Source organism: Paenibacillus sp. JNUCC-31 (assembly GCF_014844075.1).
Taxonomy (GTDB): domain Bacteria; phylum Bacillota; class Bacilli; order Paenibacillales; family Paenibacillaceae; genus Paenibacillus.
Genome location: NZ_CP062165.1, coordinates 7,099,465 through 7,125,241, shown reverse-complemented (window position 1 = coordinate 7,125,241; position 25,777 = coordinate 7,099,465). Strand labels below are relative to the sequence as shown.

At 45.2% G+C, this 25,777-nt stretch carries 21 protein-coding genes; 6 read left to right on the top strand and 15 right to left on the bottom strand.

The window, feature by feature from the left end; translation table 11 throughout:
- Positions 1–98 precede the first annotated feature (98 nt).
- The 9 genes from JNUCC31_RS31210 to ppsA form a co-directional block, all read right to left on the bottom strand.
- Complete coding sequence (locus JNUCC31_RS31210) at positions 99–1,142, bottom strand: hypothetical protein (protein ID WP_192267160.1); 1,044 nt, start codon at positions 1,140–1,142, stop codon at positions 99–101.
- Between the two features lie 67 nt (positions 1,143–1,209).
- A complete protein-coding gene (locus tag JNUCC31_RS31205) occupies positions 1,210–2,001 on the bottom strand; it encodes an ABC transporter permease (RefSeq protein ID WP_228469338.1) in 792 nt (263 codons plus the stop codon).
- A gap of 24 nt (positions 2,002–2,025) precedes the next feature.
- Positions 2,026–2,835, bottom strand: coding sequence for an ABC transporter permease (locus JNUCC31_RS31200; RefSeq protein ID WP_192267158.1), 810 nt, complete (start codon positions 2,833–2,835; stop codon positions 2,026–2,028).
- The gene (locus JNUCC31_RS31195; protein ID WP_192267157.1) at positions 2,832–3,815 is read right to left on the bottom strand and encodes an ABC transporter ATP-binding protein; all 984 of its coding nucleotides are present in this window, start codon (positions 3,813–3,815) and stop codon (positions 2,832–2,834) included. The genes JNUCC31_RS31200 and JNUCC31_RS31195 overlap by 4 nt, the downstream gene beginning before the upstream one ends.
- A 60-nt stretch (positions 3,816–3,875) precedes the next feature.
- On the bottom strand, positions 3,876–5,051 hold the full coding sequence (locus JNUCC31_RS31190) for a radical SAM protein (RefSeq protein WP_192267156.1): 1,176 nt from the start codon (positions 5,049–5,051) through the stop codon (positions 3,876–3,878).
- Positions 5,023–6,129, bottom strand: a complete 1,107-nt coding sequence (locus JNUCC31_RS31185) for a glycosyltransferase family protein (RefSeq protein ID WP_192267155.1) — start codon at positions 6,127–6,129, stop codon at positions 5,023–5,025. Before JNUCC31_RS31185 ends, JNUCC31_RS31190 begins: the two co-directional genes overlap by 29 nt.
- 21 nt (positions 6,130–6,150) lie before the next feature.
- Positions 6,151–7,542 (bottom strand): hypothetical protein, encoded by a 1,392-nt coding sequence (locus JNUCC31_RS31180; protein ID WP_192267154.1) that lies wholly within the window; start codon positions 7,540–7,542, stop codon positions 6,151–6,153.
- Positions 7,529–7,804 carry a phosphopantetheine-binding protein gene (locus JNUCC31_RS31175; protein WP_192267153.1) on the bottom strand — a complete coding sequence of 92 codons (276 nt, stop codon included), beginning with the start codon at positions 7,802–7,804 and terminating at the stop codon, positions 7,529–7,531. Before JNUCC31_RS31175 ends, JNUCC31_RS31180 begins: the two co-directional genes overlap by 14 nt.
- A gap of 286 nt (positions 7,805–8,090) precedes the next feature.
- Entirely contained in the window at positions 8,091–10,688 is a 2,598-nt protein-coding gene (gene ppsA, locus JNUCC31_RS31170) for a phosphoenolpyruvate synthase (protein WP_192267152.1), read from the bottom strand.
- A gap of 308 nt (positions 10,689–10,996) precedes the next feature.
- Here ppsA and JNUCC31_RS31165 point away from each other — a divergent pair, with 308 nt between their 5' ends.
- Positions 10,997–11,938 (top strand): DMT family transporter, encoded by a 942-nt coding sequence (locus JNUCC31_RS31165; protein WP_228469337.1) that lies wholly within the window; start codon positions 10,997–10,999, stop codon positions 11,936–11,938.
- Positions 11,939–12,079: 141 nt separating this feature from the next.
- Here the strand turns inward: JNUCC31_RS31165 and JNUCC31_RS31160 are convergent, their stop codons facing one another.
- The 3 genes from JNUCC31_RS31160 to JNUCC31_RS31150 all read right to left on the bottom strand — a co-directional run bounded on the left by JNUCC31_RS31160 (position 12,080) and on the right by JNUCC31_RS31150 (position 16,618).
- Complete coding sequence (locus JNUCC31_RS31160; RefSeq protein WP_192267150.1) at positions 12,080–13,213, bottom strand: serine hydrolase domain-containing protein; 1,134 nt, start codon at positions 13,211–13,213, stop codon at positions 12,080–12,082.
- 108 nt (positions 13,214–13,321) lie between these two features.
- Complete coding sequence (locus JNUCC31_RS31155; protein ID WP_192267149.1) at positions 13,322–14,836, bottom strand: response regulator transcription factor; 1,515 nt, start codon at positions 14,834–14,836, stop codon at positions 13,322–13,324.
- Between the two features lie 18 nt (positions 14,837–14,854).
- Complete coding sequence (locus tag JNUCC31_RS31150) at positions 14,855–16,618, bottom strand: cache domain-containing sensor histidine kinase (protein WP_192267148.1); 1,764 nt, start codon at positions 16,616–16,618, stop codon at positions 14,855–14,857.
- A 206-nt stretch (positions 16,619–16,824) separates the two neighbouring features.
- On the opposite strand from JNUCC31_RS31150, the gene JNUCC31_RS31145 reads away from it, so the two are divergent.
- From JNUCC31_RS31145 to JNUCC31_RS31135, 3 genes are all read left to right on the top strand, one after another.
- Positions 16,825–18,138 (top strand): ABC transporter substrate-binding protein, encoded by a 1,314-nt coding sequence (locus JNUCC31_RS31145; protein ID WP_192267147.1) that lies wholly within the window; start codon positions 16,825–16,827, stop codon positions 18,136–18,138.
- Between the two features lie 68 nt (positions 18,139–18,206).
- Positions 18,207–19,079, top strand: a complete 873-nt coding sequence (locus tag JNUCC31_RS31140; RefSeq protein WP_192267146.1) for a carbohydrate ABC transporter permease — start codon at positions 18,207–18,209, stop codon at positions 19,077–19,079.
- A 1-nt stretch (position 19,080) separates the two neighbouring features.
- Positions 19,081–19,911, top strand: a complete 831-nt coding sequence (locus tag JNUCC31_RS31135; protein WP_192267145.1) for a carbohydrate ABC transporter permease — start codon at positions 19,081–19,083, stop codon at positions 19,909–19,911.
- A gap of 212 nt (positions 19,912–20,123) precedes the next feature.
- Here JNUCC31_RS31135 and JNUCC31_RS31130 read toward each other — a convergent pair whose 3' ends face one another.
- Positions 20,124–20,885: a YheC/YheD family protein gene (locus JNUCC31_RS31130; protein ID WP_228469336.1), complete on the bottom strand. Its 762-nt coding sequence runs from the start codon at positions 20,883–20,885 to the stop codon at positions 20,124–20,126.
- A 196-nt stretch (positions 20,886–21,081) separates the two neighbouring features.
- On the opposite strand from JNUCC31_RS31130, the gene JNUCC31_RS31125 reads away from it, so the two are divergent.
- Both JNUCC31_RS31125 and JNUCC31_RS31120 read left to right on the top strand, forming a co-directional pair.
- Positions 21,082–21,897: a DUF6492 family protein gene (locus JNUCC31_RS31125; protein WP_192267144.1), complete on the top strand. Its 816-nt coding sequence runs from the start codon at positions 21,082–21,084 to the stop codon at positions 21,895–21,897.
- 11 nt (positions 21,898–21,908) lie between these two features.
- Positions 21,909–23,291, top strand: coding sequence for a sugar phosphate nucleotidyltransferase (locus JNUCC31_RS31120; protein ID WP_192267143.1), 1,383 nt, complete (start codon positions 21,909–21,911; stop codon positions 23,289–23,291).
- A gap of 153 nt (positions 23,292–23,444) precedes the next feature.
- Here JNUCC31_RS31120 and JNUCC31_RS31115 read toward each other — a convergent pair whose 3' ends face one another.
- Together JNUCC31_RS31115 and JNUCC31_RS31110 are read right to left on the bottom strand one after the other, a co-directional pair.
- Entirely contained in the window at positions 23,445–24,173 is a 729-nt protein-coding gene (locus tag JNUCC31_RS31115) for an amino acid ABC transporter ATP-binding protein (protein WP_192267142.1), read from the bottom strand.
- Positions 24,166–25,611: an amino acid ABC transporter substrate-binding protein/permease gene (locus tag JNUCC31_RS31110; RefSeq protein ID WP_192267141.1), complete on the bottom strand. Its 1,446-nt coding sequence runs from the start codon at positions 25,609–25,611 to the stop codon at positions 24,166–24,168. Before JNUCC31_RS31110 ends, JNUCC31_RS31115 begins: the two co-directional genes overlap by 8 nt.
- Positions 25,612–25,777 lie beyond the last annotated feature (166 nt).

Here is a 25,777-nt window from a genome sequence, read left to right as displayed (position 1 = left end):
TGCTGGCGTAAGACGTAGGGCTAAAGTTAACAGAAAAAAGTCCATCCTCGAATGAGGCTGGACTGCTGATTCCGCAACAATTTCAGAGAGGGGTTAGTTCAACTTTCGAGCAATGAAATCAGTCTTTGCAGGAGAGCAGGCTCTTCCTTGCGGAATTCCTCCAATCGTTGCCTCACCTTTTCAAACACTGCCTTGTCTTCACGAATTTCATGACGGATATATTGATCCCTTAGCTTCATTGCCCTGGTAGTTATATCCTGATAACCATTCACAAGTTCTTCGTCGTATGGGATTATCCCCTCTTCTATCAAATAGGCAATCCGTTCACTCATCATTTTTTTGTGCTCCCAGAGCACATGAAGATGCCTCACATCGTTACGGTCGCCAAGCCGGGGATCGTTGCTCTCTACAGCATCATAGTACATTTGCAAATAATCGTAGACGTGAATTCCGAAAGCCTGTTCTTCGTCAGGATTGTAATTAATGCGGTTCAGATGGGTCTCTCCATTCAGGTAATCATGCAGTTGGTCGAGCGCTACGATTCTATCGAATGGATACGGAGAATGCGGCTCGTATTTGTAAAAATAAGTATGATGATCCGCGGTGAGTTCCTCTCTGAGCAGATGTCTCATGGAATGGACAGCATCCAGGAACTCCGTGAACGGAATCTGTACATTGCGATATACTCCTGTATGGTCAAACATGGAAGCATCAAAAATACGTTTGTCCCAATCGTAACCATACAGAAAAAGATGATGAGGAAACGGTTCTTTTTGATAGGCAGCCGCTGGAGATAACCTGGACTCGTCCAAAAATACGACACAATAATAGCCGCTGCGAATCTGATCCGCGAAAAATTGGGGCCAGGCGTCCAAAGCCAAATGCTCCAGAATCGTATAATTGACGGAGCATGTGAGCAGAAACGGATTGTTAAAATTCAGTTCGTTGGGCTGGCCCCGGAAGAAATCGATATAAAACTGTCTACCATCCTCCAGAAAGGTTTTCTTGCAGGACAATTGAATGAAATTGCTGTAATACCAAGGAATCGTTTCCTCATGTGCACTGGTAATCGAAAGTGTGTAAGCCCACCGCAGAAATCCTTTAAGCGGCGGATTCAACACGGGTAGCTGAACTGCATTCATTCATTTTTTCTCCCCCTTCTGATTTCTAAGTTGTTGGGCTGCTTCACCTTATGTCTGAGAATTTGCCTTAACTGCTTGCACTGCTGTATCCCTTCACAGCCTGTTTCCAGAGCACTCGTATAGCTGTGAAAAGAATAAGTGAACCGACCAGCGCCAGTCCTGTATAGAGCCAGCCGAGTTGCCCCAGCAGGAACATGGGTCCGAAATTGGTAATCAGAAACAGCGGGATGATGAAGGTGCCGATCCGTCGGACCCAAGTCGGGTATATTGCCATTGGGAAATTGTTGGCGTCCCAGGCGGAATGGGCGATCTCGGATGCTGAACCCGTCTGAACGAACCGAAATGAAAGTAATGCAGGGATAATCATCAGACAGTATGTGATGACAACAGAGACGAATAGCAGCAGCATAAACCCGGCAAGTTGCAGTAGCGTCAACGGTATATCCATAGCATGCCATCCGATGCCAATCATGACGAGACCAACCAGTATATCAGGAATGGGCAGTGCCAGATCGACATAACGCAAAGAAGCCATAAACTGGAGAGAAACCGGCTTTGTCAGCATTAAATCAAGCGATCCGTCCTTAATATATTCCGGGATCTTCGTGAAATTTGTGAAAAACAGACCGACATACACACCTGTTACTACAGTGTGCATGCCTATAAATAGAAGCAGCCCTTCAGGAGGGATGCCGTCGACGTGAAGATCGGTGCGGAACACAACGAGCACATATAACAGTTTGGCAAGCAGGTAGACGGATTCCACCAGCAGGCTCATCATGAAATTTCCTCGAAACTCCATCTGGGCAATGAGACAATTTTTGATGAACATGCCGTACAAATGTGCGTATTTTCTCATGGTTCTAAACATATGGAATGCCCGCTACCCCCCAACCGCCGAATATTTCTTCATGGATATCCGCCATGTTAGACGGGATAGCCATAAGAACAGGAGTATCCACCCGCACTGGATGAGCAATCCCTGATACATGGCCGCCATTTCCGTTTTGCCGCTGAGGACATTAACTGGAAAATAAATAGTATATGGAAATGGCGTGTACTGAAGTGCCTCCACAATTGAATCCCCGAAAATCTCCAACGGAAACATCCCTCCGCTCAAAATATTGACGAGCAGACTGGTAATAACGAAAAAGTAAGAGATTTCATTCAGATAAAAAGCACTCGCGCAGATGCAATAGGCAATCAGGAAATTGAGCAGAAGCGCACCCGTCAGCGTAACGGCGAACAAGATCAGCCGTATGACCTGAAACTCAAGTACGCCCCCGGCAGATGCGATCCAGATAATCCCGATGAGCAGCACAGCGGTAACTCCATAATAGATCGCCTTCTGTCCAAAAAAGGATACTAGCCGATACCCGAAGTAGCTGACCGGTTTGATCAGATACTTGTTGAGGCCGCCGTTTTTGATATCGTCGACAATCTGATGCTCGAACTGGGTAGCGATCAGCTTGGATACCAAGCCCGCCAAGATGGTATACAATATGATTTGATTGTATGAATACGAGAACAGCGCCGCTTCTCCAGAATGCTGATACACCGCTGTCCATATAAAATACTGGACCAGAATCGGAAACGCGGCTCCGAGAAGACCGAGAAAGAAGTGAAATCGGTATTCCATGGATTGCTGCACACCCATCGAAAAAACAGCCGTATACAATTTGCGTCCATTCATCCGACGGATTCCTTTTGATAGAGCATGGAGATACTCTCCTCGATCGGCACATCCTCAATCGTCCAGTCAACAATCGGAAACGAATCGAGTACAGCTCGTGATACTTCTTTTAAGCGGTGTTTGGGCAGCTCCAGAACAACGCTGTAGTCGTCTGAGCTGATTATTTTCCCGAATTTGGCCAACCGCTGCTCGGCAACCGGCTCCGAGAATTGCAATTTCACAATTTTGTGCTCACCAAACAGATCGTTAATTTTGTAAAGATCTCCGTCATACAGAAGACTTCCTTCGTTAATGATAATCGTCCGTTTGCACAGGTCCTCCACATCCTTCATGTAGTGGCTCGTCAGCAGGATCGTTGCGCCAAACTGCTCATTATAGTATTTCAGAAACTCCCGCACCCTCTTCTGAGAGGGAAAATCCAGGCCGATCGTCGGCTCGTCGAGATACAGCAGCTTCGGTCGATGGATCAGAGCGGCGATCAGCTCCATTTTCATCCGTTCACCCAAGGACAGCCTGCGTACCTGTACATCCAGGAGGTCTTGCACATCAAGCATTTCCGATAGTTCGGCAAGATTTCGACGATAAAGTCCGTCCTCCACGTCATATATACATTTGTTCAAATAAATCGAGTCACTGGCGGGAAGGTCCCACCAAAGCTGATTTTTCTGGCCCATTACAATGGAGAAAAGGCGTTTGAACTCGTTCTTTCGCTCCCAAGGCACATAGCCAAGTACGTCAGCTTTTCCGCTTGTGGGATACAGAATGCCCGATAACATTTTGAGCGTCGTGGTTTTACCTGCCCCGTTGGGACCCAGAAATCCAACGCACTCGCCTGGACCGATATCGAAGGAAACGGACTTAACCGCTTCCTTCACAAGTGATTTGCGTGCAAACAAGTTTTTTAATGAATGTTTGAGTCCTGCTTCTTTCCGGTAATACACAAACGATTTGTGTAGGTCCCGTACACGGATAAAGTCCATCCCCGCTCCTCCTGAATGATTGCATGTTTTCCCTAATCGGGCGGCTTAAAGTTAAAGCGATTAAACTCCGTTGTTATACAGAAGCACGCATTTCGAACAAATCGGTGTCAGACCGCAGGCCAGAATCTCCCGCTGTTTTCGCAGATCCTCACCATGGAAAATATCGGCCACACTTTCTTCGTACAAATTACCAACACTGAATTCCGGGAAAAATTTGCATGGATTAACCTTACCGTCTGGCATTACATCCATCCGATTCGAGATCGAGAAACACTTGGTCCGATTCATCGCCGGCTTCTCACTACCGCGAATAAAACCTTCTACCTCTTCGGGCTCCAACGCTGGCTGATAGCGGATACGTACATTCCACACACGTGAATTGACTCGTTTAAATTCCTCTATTAGCGTGTCGAAACGGTCCGGCGAGATGTGGAACGTGAAAGAATGCCAGCTGTTCTTGTGGTCGCTCGCAAAGCGGGAGGCAAGATGCGGAAAGTGGGCATCAAAGTAGGTGTCCATTTTTTCTGCTGTATCGGAAGGGATATACCATGGGAAGCAGAAGTAAACGGAATCCACGCCCATCTCTTCAAAGAATTCCATCAAGTTATAAAGCTGGTCAACCATCTGGTCATTTACAGTCAGAGCTACGGACACTTTGCCTTGGTACAAGCCCTGCTTTTGCAGATCCAACAGCAGCTGTATGGCGTGAATCACTTTCTTGAACGTGCCTTTGCCCCGGATCGCGTCATTCTCTTTCTCGAAACCTTCCAGGCTGACGAGCATGACCAAATTCTTTGACATTTTCAAAATGGAATCCAGCTTTTGTTCAATGAGAATCGCGTTCGTACAAATGGTCGTGTGCCGATCTTCCTTAGCCAGTAGTTCTGCCAGTTCATCGAACTTGGAGTAGAATAGCGGTTCTCCGCCCCACAGGAACACACGTGATTTGCGTTCTCTCGTTTCGGCCAACAGTTTCTCCACGACAGGAATCTCGATTTCGTCTCTCTTCACTTCACTGGCAAAGCCGTGATGGAAACCGTCTGGATTCCATTCAAAACAATGCTTGCAGCGCAGGTTGCAGCCGTTATTAAGCTTGATTCCGATCTCATAAGGTACGGGTGCTGCATACGTCGGGTCTTCCCGGCGTTTCCTTCCCGTTTCCGCCAGTGGAACGAGGGTTCTTTTCATATTTTGGAATGTCAGCTGGTCAAACGTAACTGCTGTTTTCGGCTGCATGTGTTTTCCTCCCCAAGTGATTGATTTTTAAACGCTGCTTCAGCAAACGTCTGTACATTTCTTCGAGATGTTGTTCCGAGTAATCCAGGGCTTTCCATTCCGCAAATCGGATGCCGAAACCGCAGGACTCCCAATAATTTGAATTCTGAAGCTCATGGTCACCGAACGGCTCTAACATGACAAAAGGGATTCCGTAAGACAGCGAGTCGTTCAGTGACGCTCCACCCGGCTTGCTGATCATTGCAGCACAATTGCGCATCAGGTCCGTATAAGCGGAGTAATCACCAAGCGGAATTTCCCGAAGAATCCCATCTTCACGGACATAACGGTTCATTGGCGGAAACGTATGCCACCCCTGGGCATTCCGGCTCCACGGGTTCCATGAAACATCTGTTCCGAAGTACCGTGTACTCCCATCGTCCTCCTCCACCTCGGAAGGATCGTACACGATCACATCCAACGGGTAACCGAGTTGACGAAGCTCTGAGATCGTTGCTGCATACGTCCCGATTCCCCAGCCGCCGCCATGGATCAGAATGCGTCCCGCACGCTGTTCATAAGGCAGGAGTTCCATATCATCTGAAGCAATATAGCCTTCTGGAGATAGCCTCGAAGCTTCGTAAAGCCAGACGTTATTGTAGTCGGGATACAAGGACTTGTGTACCTTAAACGATGGTGTATCGCATGCATCCAACCGGATCAGTTGAATATCCAGAGGCGTCTGTGCCATGGTTTTGTAACGCTCCAGGATCGGGAGCCAAAAACCGGTAAACACAGCAAAGCGGCATACACCGTCACGTATCCAGGAGTCCAACAGTCGCTGGACCTCCGCCTCATTCAGGGAGGAATCAACAGGCTTGGCCAGTTTATGGCCCATAAGAGCAACGGAGAAATCGGCATGGAATGCTTTTTTGGTGGAAAGAATCTTGCACCTGATTTCTTCGTGATACAGGTTCTCCAGAACATGAACGTCTGTTCTAACACCTCTATCTCGCAGGTACGTATCAAGATGCATTGCCGGAATGTATGCCCCAAGCGAATTGCCCGACGCAAGCAGGGTAACCGAAAATGAATTCATGCGCAGCCTCCGCATTCCAGATTAGTTGTACACTTTAATGCCCAAGTCGGCGAGTATGTTCCTCAGGCACACGATTAGTTCACTACGATGTATATCGTTACGCCCCACCACCGAGAAATACAGACGTCCCTTCGGCATGCCCCGATTGCTTTGGAATCCCTCCAATATACGCCGAGAGATTATGAAATAATTCACCATTACGGTGTTAGACGAAAGTGGTAAAATTCCGTATCCGCCTTTGCCTGTAAATAGAAGACCCGATACATGCAGAGCATCAAGAAGTTCTCCGAATGCGAAGCCTTCAGGCAGACCCATGGACAGGAAAGTGAGTAGGCCGGTATGGCCGTGATTTTCCAAGCCTTTATCGAGATAAGCGTTAATGAGGCCCATGGATTTGCGAGCGTTGATCTCTACAATGGGGACGACCTCTCCGTCCTCCAGCATCATGGAGTCGAAGCAAACGAAGCCGTGATAACCATCGTCCGCCAATATCTGGAGTGCTTTTTCAATCACGTCGAAATAACCGACATTTTTCAGCTGAAGGATCAACTCTTCCTCCGCTCGTATAGAACCGCCGTAATTCTGCTGCTGATTCACCATCTGCTGAACGGAAATAAAATCTTTCTCACCGCTCTTTCGAATGAACCAGTGTGAACTGAAATCAATCTCTTTTCTCAGCAGTGGCTCCAGCAGGAATTGTGAGCGCAATCCTCTTCTCTCCTGCTTTACCAGATGCTCTGCTATCCTTCGCTGCATGGCTTCGCTATCGATGAGCAGGTTTCCCTTGCCCGATACACCGAAGGGGTCTTTCAACAAATAGGCCCCTCGCTTCAGAAGCGTATTTCCGACAGCCTCCATTTCCACTGCACTATTCACCTCCATGCCGTAGCACTTCACTCCGATTCTGCTCAGGAGTCGGTTGGAGTAGAATTTCGAATTTACACGCTTAACCGTCTCAAGGTCCGGCAAAGAACCCATCAGTCCGGTTCCATGCAGATACTTTTCCGTATCAGCCGTAACAGCATAAGGAGAGAGACATTGTACATTGTGGCTTAATAACGCTTCAGGCTGTAGCCCGTCAGCAGCAAGACTGAATATGCACGGATTGAAAATGTCCGGTCCAGGAAGAGACTTGGTCTCATCGTTTAGATCAAAGTGAAAACGGCTTCGGAAAGAAAAGCCTAAACCATTCAGGTAATCGTACAGCTTAGAATCGATTTTGCAGCGGCTGTAGAGAATATCGTCGGGCCCGCAGAATGGGAATAACAGCTCGTCCATACATAAGACAATGGATTCCCGGTCCTTATCAGGCATAGCGGGTAACTTTGCCAAGTTCGGATCCCTCCAACGCGTTTCGGGATCAAATGTACCCATAACGACGGTTGGATTCACACCAGCCTCACTTCTGGACATCTTCGTACAATGATTGCTCCTGAGTCTGGCAGCTTTTCAGAAAAGTCATAAATGTGTCGATCGACTGAAGGTGCTCATAATCGAATTGGTCATAATCAATGACAACATTCAGCTGATCCTCAACCTTTAACATAAACTGAATCATTTGCAGTGAATCGAGACCTATATCGTTATTGAGATCTGTTGCCGGGGATAACAATGGACGAAGTTCGGGTTGGTCTTCTTTGATCGCGCACAAAATGTCTACGATTTTATCGTACATGACTACACTCCTTTAAAGAAATAATGGCGTGAGGGGACAACTGATATTATTACGCTTAAGTAGATGACATAGATAAACTAAGTCTGATGTAGAAGCGCCTCCCCCTTATGAATTTACAAATATTATCTTTTTAATGACATTTTATGTCAAGGGATAAAAACCTACGATGTTATCTTGTGAACAATGTCCGTCGCACACAAAAAGCCGCCATTTTCGGCGGCATCCTGCGAGGTGTGTCGGAGCAATATAATCCATGGACACCATTTTACTTATCCTTTCTAGCATGCTATTCCAATATTTCAATGTACCCTTCTGTTCCATGCACACGAATGCGTTGTCCATCTTGGATCAATTGGGTCGCATTCTCTACTCCGACAACTGCGGGTAAGCCATATTCACGTGCAATCACTGCTCCATGGGTCATCAGACCGCCAACTTCAGTGACCAGACCTTTTATGGATACAAACAATGGTGTCCAGCTAGGATCAGTAAAAGAAGTGACCAAGATATCTTCATCTTCCAGGTCGGCATCCTCCATGTTTAAAATGACACGCGCTCTTCCTTCTACCACACCGGAAGAAACAGGTAGACCTGCAATCGCATTAGCCGGCAAATTTTCCCGGTTGTACTTACCGGTAATGATTTCACCATCAGACGTGATAACGCGTGGTGGAGTTAGTTTCTCGAAAACGTTGTAATCGTCTTTTCGTTTGCTAATGATCTGGTAATCCAGTTTATTGGTGCGTATGACATCGCGAAGTTCTTCAAAAGTGAGATAATACACATCTTCTTTGTTATGGATAACACCCGCTTGTGCAAGTAGTTCGGCTTCTTTCAGTAAAGCCTGCCTATAAACGAAGAAGCGATTAATATATCCATATTTCGGATATTCCCGATAACCGATGAAATTCCGGATGAGGTCGATCATTTGTTTGGTTTCTTTTGCTTTTTGTTCACCATCTGGCAATTGCTTTAACCGATCTAATAACTCCTGTTCTTTCGCCAAAGCTTCCTGTCGCCCTTGCTCAAACTTTCGCTGGCTGGCGTTAGGCTCAAAGTTCTTGACGTTGCCCAGAATTAACGGGACAAGTGTGATTGGTTTTTCGCTCCAACGGGTTCTGGTGATGTCGATTTCTCCAGAACATCGCATTCCGTATTTCCCGAGAAAAGCATAGATCGCAGCCTGAGCTTCCTGCCCACCAGCAAACTTCACCAGATCATCTAAAAAGTTATCATCTTTTACGTGTTGTAAATAAGCAATGACTTCTGGATAAGGACGAATCACATCTGCGACATCCAATAGCGCCAGACCCATTTCCGAAGTAATATTGTTTGGCACAGATTGAGAAAGCGTATCAGCTGCGTTTAGTTCGCCCAACCACTCTTTCATGTTGTCATTGATCCAGGATGAAGCATTCATTGCAGACATAAATACAGCCGTACTCTGCGGGTCAAATAAAATTCTCTTTAATTCCTGGATATCTTCCAGAATAAAATCTAATAAATCCGATCCTGATTTCGTTTGGATGTTTTGTTTTAATTCTTCTATCGATGTTTGACTACGCTTGATCAATTCAGAAACGATGGTCGGATCGTTCTCGAATGGTGCCGGTGCATCTATATGACTTCTGCTCGGAACCGGTGCGGTCTGATCATTGGGTAACAATTTTATAAAATCTCGCTCTATTATGGTCATGAGTGCGCCTTTTATGAGCGGATCGGAACCCATGGCATTTAAAAAAGGTTCCCTTCTGGCAGGTGAAGCCAACATAGGTGCAGCATCAACAAACAACCGCCCACCGGCTATACGCATAGGTGCAGAAGTAATTAACAGGTAAAAAGACAATCCCAATGGTTTAATGGGGTCCGTCATCATTTGTTGATGCCCAACGGACAAATAAACATGATTTTCTTGATCATTCGCTTCAGGAATCGGGTATAAAGTCGTAATTGGACGACTCTGGACAATATAAAAGGTATCATCCGTCAAACACCATTCAATATCTTGCGGGTGGCCGAAATGAGCTTCGATTTGTCTTCCGATACGTGCCAACTCCAAAATTTGGTCCTCAGTAAGTGTTTGAGCCTGTTGCTGATCAGGATCGATCTGCCGGGTCTCTGTTCCGCCTTCTTTCAATCCATAGATCGCCAACTTCTTGGCTGCTATCCTCTTATCGACGATTTCCCCTTCCTGGACTTTATAACAATCGGCAGATACCAAGCCTGAGACTAACGCTTCTCCAAGGCCAAAACTGGCATCGATGGACAATAACTTTCGGTTGGAGGTAACGGGATCAGCGGTAAATAAAATGCCTGAAGCCTGCGGGAAAACCATCCTTTGAACGATAACGGATAAATAAACCTGACTATGTTCAAACCCATTTTGTATACGATAGATAACCGCGCGATCTGTAAACAGGGATGCCCAACATTTGCTAATATGGTGCAAGATGGATTCTATGCCAACGATATTTAAGTACGTATCTTGTTGACCCGCAAAAGACGCATGGGGTAAATCTTCAGCAGTCGCACTCGAACGCACTGCATAAGCATGCTCCTCGCCGAACTGGGAGAGATAGTGAGCAACTGCTTTCACTACATCAGAGGGAATTTCAACTTCCATAATGAGTTGTCGAACCTCTCTGCTGATTTCACCAATTTGAGCTCGATCTTCTGCTTTTAGCATCGTTAGTCGATGGAGCAAAGCGTGATATGCTTCGTTTTGTTCAACGACTTTTTGATATCCAGCGGTTGTAATACAAAATCCTTCGGGCACATGTATTCCTTTAATCTTGGATAACTCCCCTAGATTCAGCCCTTTTCCACCCACGAGAAAAAGTTGCGTCTTTTCCATTTCGTGCAAACCGAGAACCATAGAACTCATTCCGTATCTCCCCTAACCATTAAATTGTGAAAAAAACTTTTGACAAGAGTTTCGCGGCATGATAATATTAAGATATAGGATAAGATATATATAACTTAATAAATAAATTAGGAGCGATCTGATTATATCATCGTGCCTTTTTATATGCAATAAAAAAGAACCTGATAAACGATTCAGGTTCTTTTTTTTGCCCATATTATTACGTTTCATGATTTTTTATTACAAGCGGTGACAGTTTGTGATATGGTCTTTGAGGAAGTGCTATAAGCACATGTACGTATGTAACCAATGCGAGGAGAAGTATGACCGTGAACGAGATAAAAGCAATTGAACAACCGAACAAATTCAGTAATCCATTATTCGTAACACTAATCGCAAGTTTTTGCTGCTTATTATGGGGGAGTGCATTCCCTTCTATTAAGCTTGGGTATATTGCCTTTGGCATAATGCCAGAAGATATTGCGTCAAAGTTTGTATTTGCTGGATATCGCTTTATATTGGCGGGCTTACTACTTTTGATCCTGTTTCATATCGTAAGAAAGAAGAAATTCGGATTGTCCAGACGTCAATGGGCAGGTCTAACCATGCTTGGCGTATTGCAAACTGGATTACAGTATATGTTTTTTTACGTGGGTGTATCCAATACAACGGGCGTCAAAGGCTCAATCATGAATGCAACAGCGACCTTTTTCAGTGTGGTTCTAGCCCATTTTCTTTATAAGAATGATAAGCTCAGCAAAAATAAAGTCGTTGGCTGTTTGCTTGGATTCATTGGCGTAATCATTGTTAATTTCCATTCAGACCTACTGGCATTTTCGTTTTCGTTCACCGGGGAAGGTTTCGTTATCATGGCTTCTCTTATTTTTTCCATTACAGCCATTTACGCCAAACATTTAACAACCTCCATCGATGTCTTGATCATAACGGGTTTTAGTCTGTTTGTCGGCGGTATGGTGCTTACCCTCCTGGGATTCTTGCTTGGTGGGAGTGTTACGCATTTTACGTTGGAGTCTACGGGTAACTTAATTTATTTGGTTTTATTGTCAGCAACCGCATTTTGCTTGTGGAATCTACTACTTAAATATAACAAAGTGGGGAAAGTGTCTGTATTTAACTTTCTTATCCCTGTGTTTGGCGCGTTATTATCAGCGTTGTTTCTGGGAGAAACGATTATGGAATTGAAAAATCTAGTTGCATTGCTGTTCGTGTCGATCGGTATCTACTTGGTTAATCGAATACCCTTTACATAGTCGCAATACCCTCGAATCTCAATTCAAGAAAAAAAAATAAATACAGGGCTGCGTTGCTGAACTGCACCCCAATTGTTAGACATTATCAACAATTGGAGGTGCAGGTCATGTTCGCGTCCCTGTTTTTCATTGTAAAAATGACTACAAGCAGGAGTAGACAATATTGCGCAAGCGTCGATGAATATATGGCTCTTGATTATTCAATAAGTGCTGGGCATACATAACGGTGAGCTTGGAGTCCGGGTCAATGATGGCCATGCATCCGGCAGCCCCACTCCATCCAAATTCCCCGAGAGGGCTTAGCGAGCCGCTGCCTGACTTGCTGATATGAGTACGGACACCCAGCCCATAGCCGTATCCGTTCATATGATCCCATGAGTAATCACTACGGGTCATGTCGTTCAGATGGTCCGTACGCATCAAATCCACTGAAGCCTGCGACAGAATGCGCACACCTTCCGGACTGGTACCGCGCCCAGTCAGGGCGTTCAGGAACAAGGCATAATCGCTAACGGTGGACAATAGTCCGGCGCCTCCACTCTCCAATTCCGTACCTACACGGAATCCGTTCCCGTCCATACGTACGGGTTCTTCAAGCTCATCATTGTACACGTACTGCGGTATTAGACGAGCCTGCTGCTCATCATTAAGATCAAATGCTGTATCATTCATGCCAAGCGGTCCCGTGATTTCTTCCCGCAGATACGTTCCAAAGCGTCTGCCGCTTACGACCTCTACCAAGGCTCCAAGAACATCATGACACATGCTGTAGTTCCAATGTGTACCTGGTTCAAACAGAAGGGGTTCATTGGAGAGCGCCTTCGCAAAATCCCGTGTCGATAATGTACCGTTTGTGCTCTTCACCGCTTCCTGAATAGACGGTGATCCAACGTCATAGGAAAAACCGGCAGTCATCGTAAACAAATCGCGTACTGTTATCACCTTTGTTGCTTTTTCCAGCCTGACTTCTCCGTTCGACAGTGTCTTCTTCACCTGCATCTCGGCATACTCCGGCAGATAGTCGGATACCGGATCGCTTAGCAATATTTGCCCTCTTTCCACAAGTTGAAGCGCTGCCACACAGGTCATGATCTTTGTCATGGAATAAAGGTTGAAGATCGCTCCATCGCCAATCGGCGTTTTCTCCTCCAGGTTGGCGAAACCGTTACGGTAATGGAAAACGGTATCATTTTGATGCATTACCAGCACCTCTGCCCACGGAATTCTCCAGGATGTGATGCGGTCCATAAATGAAGCAAGTGGTTTAAAGTCCATGTTTCCCCGTCCTTTTATGTAGAATCGCTAGTTATAGCACAATGTGGATCCGTGTTTGTCCAGATAACCACATATTATTAATATACGACCATTCCCATCCATTGACCACTACCGATTATACAATCTTTCTTTGTATTCTGTCGGGCTGAGTCCCGTATATTCCTTAAACACCTTGGAGAAATAATGCTGATCACTGAACGAAAGCAAATCCGATAACTCCTTAAACTTCATCTCAGGCTGGCACTCCATGAGTCTGCATGCCTCCTTAATCCTAAGCTTGCTGTAATACTGAACAAATGTGACTTTCGTTACGTTTTTAATGACTCTGCTGACGTACGAAGGACTGACGTGAAACTTCATGGCAATGTCATTGATGGATATTTGAGTATACTTGTTCCGTTGGATGTACTCATCCATTTGCTCAAATAGAACTTCTCTGCTCTTCCGTCCATGGGATTGAAGCATTTCAAAACATTGTCCGATCCATTCCGTTAATTCACGGCAAAAATCGCCATAAGTCTCTCCATCCCACAGCTTTTTTGCTCTGAGATCCAGACCAAGCCTAATTCCCGAACCCTGTTCTTCAATCAAATATGCGAATGTATCCACTACTAATCCGATAAATCGTTCCACTTCCTTAACATGCACGTTTTCCTCCCTCCATTGATTCATCAACTCGGAGAGCTTGAGGGCGAACTGTTCCTTCTGATGAGCTTGTATCATATGGACAAAAGCCGATTCACTTATGGAATCCAGACAGCCTGCTTCGGTTCTTGTCATGGTGACTGAATTTCCGGTGTCCAGCACCAATCCATTGTTCAATCGCTGATGTGTCGATAAAATGTACGATATTTGGTGATAAAGTTCAGACAGATTATCGTCGGTTTCCGACCATGCCAGCTGTCCCCCGATGGTTGTATCCATACCTTGTGCATACAGATGCCGCCGCAACGATTCGAGACATTCATGTACAGAAGAATACAGATCGAGAATGCTCCTGTTCACAAAAACGATGTATTGCTGCGGAGTTTGGCTCAAAAACACTTTACATGGGCGTGGAGCAAAAAAATCCTCCAATGAAGCTTGTAACGTCTTTTGCCCCCATCGTTCCCGTTCCGGGGTAAAAGGCTGCCTCCGCAGAACGATCATCATTTGGTTTAAAAAAGCAGAATGTTCTTCTGGCTTGAGTTCAGCATAATCATGGGGATCAACAATCTCCTGCAATTCATGAAAGTTCCTTGATCTTTGGTTATCAAGCTGTTTAATAACTCTGCCCATGACTTCTTCCAAAGCTTCTAGCTCGATAGGTTTCAGCAAATAGTCGAAAACCTGCAAATTTAATGCTTTTCGCGTATATTCAAAATCGCTATACCCGCTAAGTAGAATGACCTTCAATCCCGGTTGGGCAAGCTTCGCCTGCTCAATTAGGGACAAGCCATCCATCTTGGGCATTCGTATGTCGGTCAACAGAAGATCAATGGGATGCTTCTGAAGCGCTGTCAGCGCTTCTTCCCCATTCGTGGCCGTAACAGCCACGTGAATTGGAAAGTTCAGCTTATCCAAAAGCATTTTGATATTGCGTAATATCGGTTTGCTATCCTCAACGATCATGATATTGTACATGGTATATTCCTCCTGTGCTCAGTAAAAATCCTTCGTCATCGAACCGATGATTTGAATGGTTGCCCCTTTTTCATCGTCCAAATGATTGTTGTATATATTAAAAAATAGCCGATTGCTATACATCAGTTTAAGTCGATTAACACTATTGACGATCCCCATGTTGCCAAGAGCTGTCTGGCGATTAGCAGGTTGATTCATACCCGATTCGGAACTCTGAATATTGGACAAAATCTCCTTAATTTTATCTGGTGGGAAGCCCTCTCCGTTATCTTTGATCTCCAAAGCCCATAATCCGTTATACTGCTTCACCGTAATCTGGATACGCCAAGGAGGAGTCGTGTTGAAAAATGCATGTTCAATACAGTTTTCAACGAATGGCTGGATGACCAACCGCGGCAGCCGAATTTCACTCGTCAATGCATCCGCATGGATGTTCCATTCCAAATCATCTTCATACTTTTGCTGTACCAACGACAAATAATGTCTCGTATGCTCAAGCTCATCCGTCATGGTCACATGCGCATAAGGAGATGAAACGATATACCGCAAACTGTCTGACAGATGCTTGCACATATCCGACACGACCCGGGTTTTCCCCTCTTGAGCAGCAATGCTGATCAAATAAAGAACGTTATGAAGGAAATGAGGAGCAATCTGAGCTTGCAGTGCGGAATTCCGTGCGGTGACTTCTTCATGCAATGCCTTCTTCTCGCGGTCAATGGACTCCTGTAATCGCTCCATCAAATCCTGAAAAGCTTCATTCAGCAGCAGCAGGTCGTTATTTTTGGGCCGATCATCGATTTTCAGCTTCATATTGCTGTAGTTGATGCGCCAAATCTGACTGCGAAGCTTGCGAATGGGAAGCAACAGGTTCCGTGTAGAGAAGAAAATGTAAACAAAAGAAATGAGGATCAAGGCAGTAATCAGCAAAATGGACATGCTTTGTACCGAGTGGATCGAGCCTAAAGCCGAGTTTTTCGGTGTTACGATAAACGTTATCCACCCCGTTTTGTGAGATGTGGAATGGGTAACGTAATTATTTTGTTCGTCGACGGCCAGCCCCTCATCGGTTACAGGCTCTGTCCATTCCAATATATTCCCTTTCAGTTCGGAGCCAGTCATTTGCTCACCTTGCTTGTTCAGGATAAAAACATCCCCTGCGGTTATTCCTTCCGTAAGGTTTTGAATATAGGCCTGATCCATCTGAATACTAAGATATCCATATAACTTGCCATTTTGATCGTTGACCGTGCGGACGAAGAAGATGGTATCTGTCTGACGGAGCAGGATAAAACCGTTCCCGCTCCACTCTCGTCCACTTTTGCTGTTTTCCATCATGGTGCTTAGGATCGTCGGGGGATGTTCTGAACCAAGATACGATGTGAGCAGTACGCCTTGTTTATCATATATAGACATGTCCTTGATGTTCATGCTGGGGCCAATAGCCTGGAACATAATATCTTTTAGCTTCCGGATTTGTTTCAATCTTTCATAATTGCTTGGAGCCGAGGAACTCTTGTCCATCGTTGTGAAGATATCCTTATTAGACAATATGCGCTGGGACATCTGGTTTTGCTGCTCTACGTATAAGTCGACCTGTTCTCGCACTTTTGTGGCCGTGACCCGTGTATCCTCCTCTGTTTTTTGTTTGAGCGGCCGGATAACGACAAGGTTTACATAAACAATAAAACAGCCCAGCACGAACAAAAGCAATGCCAGAAAAGTTAAAAATACTTTGGTCTGCAAGCTGAACTGTGTAGCTCTATGTATGAATTTGACCATTCTTTGAGAAGCCTCCTGTTCTATTATGCTACGAAACTTAGCTGTATCACGTCTTACTGTATCATGCGTCTGAATGAAATGATAGCGATTTCAAGTTCAGTATTTTACACATAAATGTTCAACCACAGACATGTACCGGAGAAGATTAAGATTCTATAATTGGACTTGCAAACGGATTCATTACATGGTTTAGAGGGGGATTTGCATTGAAAACGCATAAAAGAAAAAAAGCAGCATCTATTGTTCTGGCCAGCTTGTTGTCCATTTCGTTGACCGCTTGCGGGTCAGGAGGCACTGATTCTGGCACGTCTGCAAGCAGTGACAACAAGAACGCCAAGGTCACACTGGAGTTAGCCATTTCCAAGAGCTCTCAGGATTCCGCTTTTATTCAACAGGATGTTCTCGATGAATTTGAGAAACAGACCAATATTACTGTCAATCTGCAGCTCATTCCGGCTGAGCAAACAACGACCGTGCTGCAAACCAAGCTGGCTGTGGATGAAACGCCCGACATCATTCAATATAATTTGGCCAGCGCGATTACGGATCTGAATCTTGAACGCAATTTCGAGATTCTGGATAATGAGCCCTGGGCCAGCAGAATTGTAAACAAAGATGTGCTGTCCTCTGGCGGGCACCTCTACAGCTTCCATGTCAGCCAGGATACGGGTATGCAAGGGGTTGTTTATAACAAGCAGATCTTTGAGGAGCTCGGCTTGTCCATTCCAACAAACTACGAGCAATTTTTGGCGATATGCGAAAAGATCAAAGCGAGCGGTATTACTCCCGTCTTTATGCCTTATAAAGATGCCTGGGCCGCGAACATTTGGCCCGCTGCTGCCTTTGCTGACTTCACTGCAAAAAATGACCCTACCTTTTTTGATGATCTGAATAGCAACAAGAGAAAATGGTCCGATATTCCGGAATTCAAAACATTCCTGGAGCAGCAGTACGAAGTATATACCAAGGGGTATACCAATACAGACGTGCTTAGCGACAGCTATGATATGGCGGTAGGCAAATTCCTGAACAAAGAAGTGGCAATGATGTTTATGGGAGACTGGTTAATCGAAGGGGTTGCGGAGCAGGACCCTAGCATGGAGCTTGGCGTATTCCCGATTCCTTCCTCAGAGAATGCAAGCCTGGGGGCAAGCCCGCTCGGTGGACAACTGTTCATTCCGAAAAAATCCAAACATCTGGAAGAAGCCAAAAAGTTCCTGGACTTTATCGCTTCCAAGGAAATCGCGCAGAAGATCGTAGATTCAAAGGGTTATGTATCCAATCTTAACGATGTTACGACTCCGGAACTACCTGCGTACAAGCAAGATATCGTGGACCATTACATCACGCCCAAGAAAACCGTGCTGACGACAGATGCTTACATGCTGGTTGATCGCAGTGAGCTATACAGGCTGCTGCAGGATCAATTTGCTGGCGGTATGACTCCGGAGGAAGTCCTCAAATCCTGGGATGAGAAGTTCAGTCAACTGATGCAGGATAAAGGCATTTCCGGTTTCTAAGCAGTGAAATACAGGGCAGCATGTCATTCTTGAATGATATGCTGTCTGGCCATAACGGAGCGTGAGACATGAAAAGGGCAAAAAATTTGTATTCGTATTACATGGTATTTCCGGCACTGCTTATCTACTCCATCTTTTTTGTAGTCCCGGCTATCGCAGCTTTTTACTACTCTTTTACAGACTGGCGGCTGGATCGAATTGATCTGAAGTTTGTTGGATGGGCCAATTTCGAGAAAATTTTCTCGGATAAAACACTTATCCTGGCACTTAAAAACACGGCGATTTTTGCGATTGTCACGGTCATTGGCAAAAACCTCATTGGTCTGCTGCTTGCCGTGGCTCTAAATATGAGATTAAAAACCAAAAACCTGCTGCGTGCCATCTTCTATTCCCCTTCGATTCTGAGTATTCTCGTTATTAGCATTCTGTTCACACCGATGCTCCGCACGGAAGGGACGATTAACAGCTTATTGGAAGCTGTGGGATTACATTCGCTAAGTCAGGCGTGGCTTACCAATCCGTCCATCGTCATCTGGACCATTGCCATTGTCTCCATTTGGCAGAGCGCCGGGTTTCAAATGGCCATCTATCTGGCCGGTTTGCAATCCATTTCTCAAGAGTATTATGAAGCCGCCAAAATTGACGGCGCAAGTTCATGGAAAAGCTTTTTTAAAATAACATTGCCGTTGCTGTTGCCAGCGATCAACATTAACCTGATGCTGACGCTGATCGGTGGTCTCAAAGTATTCTCGGAAGTGTATGTCATGACCGGTGGAGGACCAGGCAACGCGTCACAGGTGGTCGGCACGATTATTCTGCGCTCCTTTGGAGAAGGCAACTGGGGACTGGGTACGGCAGTTAATACACTTCTGTTCGTGGTCGTCACGATCATTGCCATTCCGCTGTTGATTTTTATGCGGCGTAAGGAGGTTACTGAATAACATGGGATATACACGCAAAATCACCATCCGCAACTATGTTGTTGAAGGCTTCCTGATTCTGGCCTCCCTGCTCGTTCTATTGCCGTTGGTCGTCCTGATTCTGGGTTCGTTCAAAACAAGCGCAGAAGTACTTAGCTTCTCCTTAAGCTTGCCGGAGACGTGGCAGTTTTCCAACTATGTTCGCGTATTTCAGGAAGGTGGCTTATCCAGGGCATTCCTGAATAGCATCTGGATCACCGGGGTTTCATCCATCATCAACATCATTGCCTCTTCGGCAGCATCATTTATTCTGGCACGACGTGAAACTAAAGTTTCAGGCACGATTTACATGTATTTCTTCATGGGCTTGATTGCACCAATGTCAATTATTACGACGATCCGGGTTGTGCAAGGTTTAGGGTTCTATGGCAGCATCAGCAGTGTTATTCTGATCTACGCTGCCCTCAACACGGCATTTAGTGTATTTTTGTACAGCGGATTTATTAAAACAATTCCAAGAGCCCTTGATGAAGTGGCTTTTCTGGAAGGCGCAAGTGTCTTCGGCGTATTTTTCCGCATCGTCACGCCGCTTATTTTGCCAGTTAATGCAACGGTCGCTATCATGGTTTTCATGTCCGTATGGAATGACATCACGATTCCGGTTTACTTCCTGACAGACAGCTCCACCTGGACGATGCCGCTTTCGATTTATAACTTTTACGGAAAATACAGCCGGGACTGGAATCTCATTTTTGCAAATCTGGTGCTTACTTCATTGCCTGTTTTTATTCTGTACTTGTTTGGTCAGAAATACATTGTCAGCGGACTTACTGCAGGTGCAGTGAAAGGGTAAATAAAATGAGTGCTTTGAAGTCCCCATTCTTGGACATGAAGCGGAAGCCAATATTGGCGTAAACTTCTGTTGTTAGTTCTGTGGTAACTTCGCATGATAACAGACCCAAAACCCATCATTGTTAGGTGGGTTTTGGGTCTGCTCGTACATTAAATCAGGAGCGAGTCAAATCATCGAGTTTCCCAGCAGGTGTTCCTACAAAAGGTGGAACGTTATATCTTTTTTTTGGCAGTGTGACGGTAATATTGAATCACCCTGCGATACATCGTTTTATCCTTTAGTTGATTGAAAATATAGGGGTCCGGTTTGACGTTCACTTCAATAATCCAGGGCTTCAGACTTCGGTCCAGCCCAATATCCACGCCGATTTGCTTCAGGTGCGGGTATTTTTTTTTCATGTGACGGGCAATGCGCAGACTAAGCTCATTCATCTCCTGAACCAGTTCATTCCTGCGCTTAGAAGATGCATGGGATTTCAGTAATTCATGAACATCCATCGGCTTCCCACCGCTATGATAATTGGTCACGATTTTTTTCGGATGGCCAAGCCGGCCGATGACCCCCGTCGCTTCCCACTTATTTTTCGGGCTTAGCTGGATCATGACTCGGATATCAAAACGTCTGTTGTTATGCTTAAGCAGGTGGATTCCTCTCTGGATCAGATAACTTCTTTTATGCACCAGACGTGCCAGACTTGTATAAAACGACTCAAAGCTGTCGAACGTCAGGCGTTTTTGTTCAATCTGATAAGCAAAGTTCTGTTCACTCTCCATCTCCGCCTTAATGACACCCATTCCATACGTGCCGCTTTCCGGTTTAATATAGACCATACCGTATTTTTTGATCATCGATCTTAGATTGGTTTTGTTATATCTCTGTGTGTCAGGGATATACGGTTTGATGAGATCGTTTTTGAGAATCACCTTTGTTTTTAACCATTTGCTTCTTAACGGTTTCAATTTATCTATCACCATAGCACACCTCTTCCTCAGCAAAGAATCAACTCCTGCTGTTTCATCAAGATCATGCAACATATGCAGTATGGATAAAACAATCCTAAACTAAGGCCCTTTTCACAAAAAAATGTTGTTTTGGCGCATGCCCTGACCAAACCACCTTCGCACACATACCATGAACAAGACGTAATCAAATGTGCAAGGAGTTGAGGAAATGGGAGTTCAGCGCGGAGTACAGATCAAAAGTGCGCCTATGATCGATGTTCTAATACCTGCTATTGAAAAAGATTTGAGCACTCTTCCTCTCGTCATTGATAACATTCGCCGTTATGTACAGCATCCGATTGGACGCATTTATATCGTTTCGCCTGCCAGCAACAAAATCAGAAAACTCTGTTCCCGGAAAAATTGTATTTTTGTGAATGAACGGACAGTTCTGCCGATCACCAAAAACGATATACATTATCATTCTTCCCGCTGGAATCGGTCAGGTTGGTTGTATCAACAACTGCTTAAAATGAACGGAGATCATATTGTAAAAGCGAAGCACTTCCTGGTAATGGATGCGGATACCGTCCTGATTAAGCCACATTCATTTACGGTTGGAAACAAGACTGTATTTTACTGCCGCGATTGGAGCCAGCCGGAATATTTCAACACCTATCGTAAGCTGTTGGGCAAGAAAGCGCCCCGTCCCCGCTCTTTTGTGACCCATTATATGCTGTTCGAGAAGTCAAAGCTCTCTGCCTTGAAAAAGAAAATCGAAGCCATCCATCATCTGCCGTGGTACAAAGCGGTTATTTCCAATATCAACAAAAAGAAACAGTTTGGCTTCTCCGAGTACGAGACCTATGCCAACTTTATGTACACGAAGAGCCCGGGGAGCATGATCCTCAAAAGTTCAATGAATAAAAGTCTGAGTATCAACGCTTCTTCGTTAAAAGAGCAAGAAATCCGCAAATTGGCGCTTAAATACCGTTCTCTGTCCTTTCACAAACGTAAAATCTACAGTAAAGCTCCCAAAGCTTAAGGAGGAAGCCCATGCATATCGTACTGCTGTGCGGCGGCTCTGGCAAAAGACTCTGGCCGCTATCCAATGAGCTTCGCTCCAAGTTGTTCGTTGATATACTTCCTTCACCTGCAGGTGGCAGGGAGTCCATGATGGGCAGAGTGTGCCGACAGCTGGAGAGCTTGCACTTGCTCGATTCAACAATCATTATCTCACACCAGGATCAGGTCAACATAACAACCCGGCATACCCAAGGCAAGATACCCGTTATCGGGGAACCATTTAAGCGGGGAACCTTTACTGCAGCTGCCTTGGCGACATTGTATCTGCAATCTTTCGGCCTAGCTGGAGCAGACGATATGATCTGTATCGTGCCGGCGGATGTGTTCGCAAGCGAAGAATTTTTCAGCAGCTTCAGGTTGCTTCCTGACATATTGAAGCAATCCGATGCCGATATCGCTTTGATTGGGACAAGGCCTACACATGCTTCTGAACAATATGGATACATCCTGCCTGACAAGAAAGAACAGGATGTTTATTCGGCAGTAACACAATTTATAGAGAAGCCGGACGCGAGTATTGCTGAAGCCCTGATACGGCGTGGCGCACTATGGAACTCCGGGGTGTATGCCTTCTCACTCGCGTTTATATTATCCCATATTGAAAAATCCGGGCTTCCTGTTCATTATGAACAATTACTAACCTTGTATGAACAGCTGCCTGAACGCAGTTTTGACAAACAAGTTGCTGAACAAACACAACGGGCTGTTGTACTTCCTTATAACGGAGTATGGCAGGATATCGGGAGCTGGGGTGCGCTGTGCGCCCAGTTGGATTCCAATGTATTCGGAAAAGGGGGAATATCCGGACAATCTTCGGATTCCCATATCGTGAACGTGCTGCCCTACCCGATCCAGATCATCGGAGTCCCGGGTATTATCGCAGCCGCAAGTACAGACGGCATTCTCATTGCGAACAAAAAAAATTCAAATGAAATTAAAGAGCAATTGGGCAGTGAGCCACTACAATCGATGTACGGTGAAGCAACCTGGGGCAGCTATCGTGTTATGGAGAGAGCATTGGAAGACGAAAATACAACCGTAACTACATCAAGCATCATACTTCTACCTGGCAAACATATCGGATTGCGCCAGCATCGGTCAGGATGCAAAGCGTGGACTATCCTTTCAGGCAGTGGTCAGGTGTTTATCAATGAAGAGATCATGCAGGTGACTGCAGGCAATCAGTTCGCGATTATTTTGAAGGGCCTATATTCTATTTTGGCTGAAACCAGGATGGTCATTCTTGAGGCCCGAATCGGTGGACCGGAGGATGAGGATAGGGCACTTTTTGTAGAAGAGGACGACTGGAAAGTCATCATTGAACGGGCAGGATCGAATAAATCACTGGATTAATGCAGTGTCCGTGAGCGATCATAAATGGATTTTCCAAAATGCTGGATAAGCAGGAATTTCGGGTTCGCGCGTTTTACGCACTCCACTGGGTAAAGCCATAAGCAAAAAAGCCGCCATATTAGCGACTTTCAATGTTCTTACCCGGTCGAAACTTTAGAGTACTTTTTCCAAAAAGCTGATCGTCCGCTCATGTTTTGGATTTCCGAATATATCCTCAGGAGTGCCTTGCTCTACGATATAACCACCGTCCATGAAGATAACCCGATCAGCCACTTCACGGGCAAATCCCATTTCATGGGTGACAATGATCATCGTCATTCCTTCGCTCGCGAGATCCTTCATTACCCCAAGAACCTCACCTACCATCTCGGGATCAAGCGCCGAAGTCGGTTCATCGAATAGCATAACGTCCGGATTCATGGCAAGTGCACGAGCGATAGCTACCCGCTGTTTTTGTCCACCTGACAGTTGATTTGGATAGCTATCTGCTTTATCAGACAATCCGACACGCTCAAGTAATCGGAGCGCGGTGTCCCGCGCTTCCTTTTCATTTAATATCCCAAGTTCCCTGGGGGCAAACATGATGTTTTTCAGCACACTGAAATGAGGAAACAGGTTAAAATGCTGGAACACCATGCCGATATTTTCGCGTGCTTTGTTAATGTTCGTTTTGGGATCATTCAGATCCCGGTCATCTACAATAACCCGTCCAGCTGTAATCTCATCTAACTGATTAATACAGCGTAAAAACGTACTTTTACCCGAACCGGACGGCCCGATGACACAGACCACTTCACCCTCGATGACCGACATATCGATCCCCTTCAAAACCTGATTCGTGCCAAAGCTTTTCTTTAATCCTTCAACTTTGATTTTACCCACGACGAACTCTCACCTCCAGATAGTCAGCAATTTTAGTCAATGTGATGATGACAATCAGGTACATGACCGCAACAGTTAACCAAATGTCAAAAGAGGCGAACGTTCTTGCGATGACAATTTTACCGGATTGCGTCAACTCCACCAGGCCAATGACAGACAGGATTGACGTATCTTTCAGTGTAATGACCATCTGATTAATAAATGATGGGATCATAACCCGTATGGCCTGAGGAATTACGATCTTCATCATGGCTTTACGATAAGGTAAACCCAGTGAACGCGCGGCTTCCATCTGTCCACGGTCAATCGATTGAATTCCCCCACGAATGATTTCTGTGACATAGGCCCCTGCATTCAGGCTTAGTGTCAGAATAGCGGCGAGGAACAGCGGCATCGTAAAGCCCATGGCCTGCGGAATCCCGAAATAGATAAAGAACGCGAGGACAATCAACGGAATTCCGCGGAAGATATCTACAAAGACCGTAGCAACACCACGAAGGAATTTATTTTGTCCCACTTTCATAAAGCCAAAAATCAAGCCGATAATGAAAGCAAAAAACAGTGAAATGATCGTATATAAAAGGGTTTTTCCCAGACCTTTGAACAGGGCAGGCAGAGATTTTTGGACTAATTCCCAGCGACCCTGGTTTGTGACAGTGGCATTTTTACCAAGGTATTTCTCAGTAATACGTTCATATTCCCCGCTCGCCTTAATATTCGTTAGGCCGTCATTAAACATCTTCATAAGTTCCTGATTCTGTCCCTTGCTGACCGCAAATCCGTAAGGAGCCCCCTCTTCTTTCTTGGTAACAATCTTTAGACCAATATTTCGGTTCACCCCGAATCTTAAAACAGGTTCATCTTCAAAACATGCAACCGAATTACCAGTTTTCACATCATCATACATCTGTGAAGAGTCGTCGAATGGAACAATGGTAAAACCATATTTTGAGGCGATGGATTCAGCAAAGCTGTACCCTTCTGTTCCCGTTTTCACTGCGACCTTTTTACCGCGAAGATCTTCATAACTTTTTACGGTATCATTATTGGCACTAATCCCCATCACTACACCTGATTGATAATAAGGCTCTGAGAAATCAAACTTTTGTTTTCGTTCATCCGTAATACTCATCCCGGCGATGACGCCATCCACCTGATTGGACTCAAGCGCTTGCACTGCTGCATTAAATCCCAGGGCTTTGATTTCATACTTGAAATTCTGGTCTTTGGCGATGGCATCCAACAAATCCATATCAATGCCTACATAATCACCATTTTCATCCTGATATTCAAACGGTGCAAATGTAATGTCCGTGCCGATCACATATGTTTTGCCTGCATTGGAAGTTGCACTCGCATCCCCCGACCATCCGGATAACCCCGCCACTAGCAGCAGAATTAGTGATAGTACAAAAAATGAGACCTTGGTTGTTTTCATATGTCCTCCTCATCTCGGTGTTCTCCGAATACTACTGATCATTTTCATTGATGTTACTGTCGTACATTTTTAGGTGTCTTCACACATTATATTGTTATTATTTGCAGTATATTAACAATCAATGCTTTTCCCCGCATTCTTCATTGTCCACGTTATACTTACCCGT

Bases quoted from the DNA above. Each gene is read 5' to 3' on its own strand.
- JNUCC31_RS31210 (WP_192267160.1), bottom strand. From the start codon at position 1,142: ATGAATGCAGTTCAGCTACCCGTGTTGAATCCGCCGCTTAAAGGATTT.
- JNUCC31_RS31205 (WP_228469338.1), bottom strand. From the start codon at position 2,001: ATGAGAAAATACGCACATTTGTACGGCATGTTCATCAAAAATTGTCTC.
- JNUCC31_RS31200 (WP_192267158.1), bottom strand. From the start codon at position 2,835: ATGAATGGACGCAAATTGTATACGGCTGTTTTTTCGATGGGTGTGCAG.
- JNUCC31_RS31195 (WP_192267157.1), bottom strand. From the start codon at position 3,815: ATGGACTTTATCCGTGTACGGGACCTACACAAATCGTTTGTGTATTAC.
- JNUCC31_RS31190 (WP_192267156.1), bottom strand. From the start codon at position 5,051: ATGCAGCCGAAAACAGCAGTTACGTTTGACCAGCTGACATTCCAAAAT.
- JNUCC31_RS31185 (WP_192267155.1), bottom strand. From the start codon at position 6,129: ATGAATTCATTTTCGGTTACCCTGCTTGCGTCGGGCAATTCGCTTGGG.
- JNUCC31_RS31180 (WP_192267154.1), bottom strand. From the start codon at position 7,542: ATGTCCAGAAGTGAGGCTGGTGTGAATCCAACCGTCGTTATGGGTACA.
- JNUCC31_RS31175 (WP_192267153.1), bottom strand. From the start codon at position 7,804: ATGTACGATAAAATCGTAGACATTTTGTGCGCGATCAAAGAAGACCAA.
- ppsA (WP_192267152.1), bottom strand. From the start codon at position 10,688: ATGAGTTCTATGGTTCTCGGTTTGCACGAAATGGAAAAGACGCAACTT.
- JNUCC31_RS31160 (WP_192267150.1), bottom strand. From the start codon at position 13,213: ATGGACTTTAAACCACTTGCTTCATTTATGGACCGCATCACATCCTGG.
- JNUCC31_RS31155 (WP_192267149.1), bottom strand. From the start codon at position 14,836: ATGTACAATATCATGATCGTTGAGGATAGCAAACCGATATTACGCAAT.
- JNUCC31_RS31150 (WP_192267148.1), bottom strand. From the start codon at position 16,618: ATGGTCAAATTCATACATAGAGCTACACAGTTCAGCTTGCAGACCAAA.
- JNUCC31_RS31140 (WP_192267146.1), top strand. From the start codon at position 18,207: ATGAAAAGGGCAAAAAATTTGTATTCGTATTACATGGTATTTCCGGCA.
- JNUCC31_RS31135 (WP_192267145.1), top strand. From the start codon at position 19,081: ATGGGATATACACGCAAAATCACCATCCGCAACTATGTTGTTGAAGGC.
- JNUCC31_RS31130 (WP_228469336.1), bottom strand. From the start codon at position 20,885: ATGGTGATAGATAAATTGAAACCGTTAAGAAGCAAATGGTTAAAAACA.
- JNUCC31_RS31125 (WP_192267144.1), top strand. From the start codon at position 21,082: ATGGGAGTTCAGCGCGGAGTACAGATCAAAAGTGCGCCTATGATCGAT.
- JNUCC31_RS31120 (WP_192267143.1), top strand. From the start codon at position 21,909: ATGCATATCGTACTGCTGTGCGGCGGCTCTGGCAAAAGACTCTGGCCG.
- JNUCC31_RS31110 (WP_192267141.1), bottom strand. From the start codon at position 25,611: ATGAAAACAACCAAGGTCTCATTTTTTGTACTATCACTAATTCTGCTG.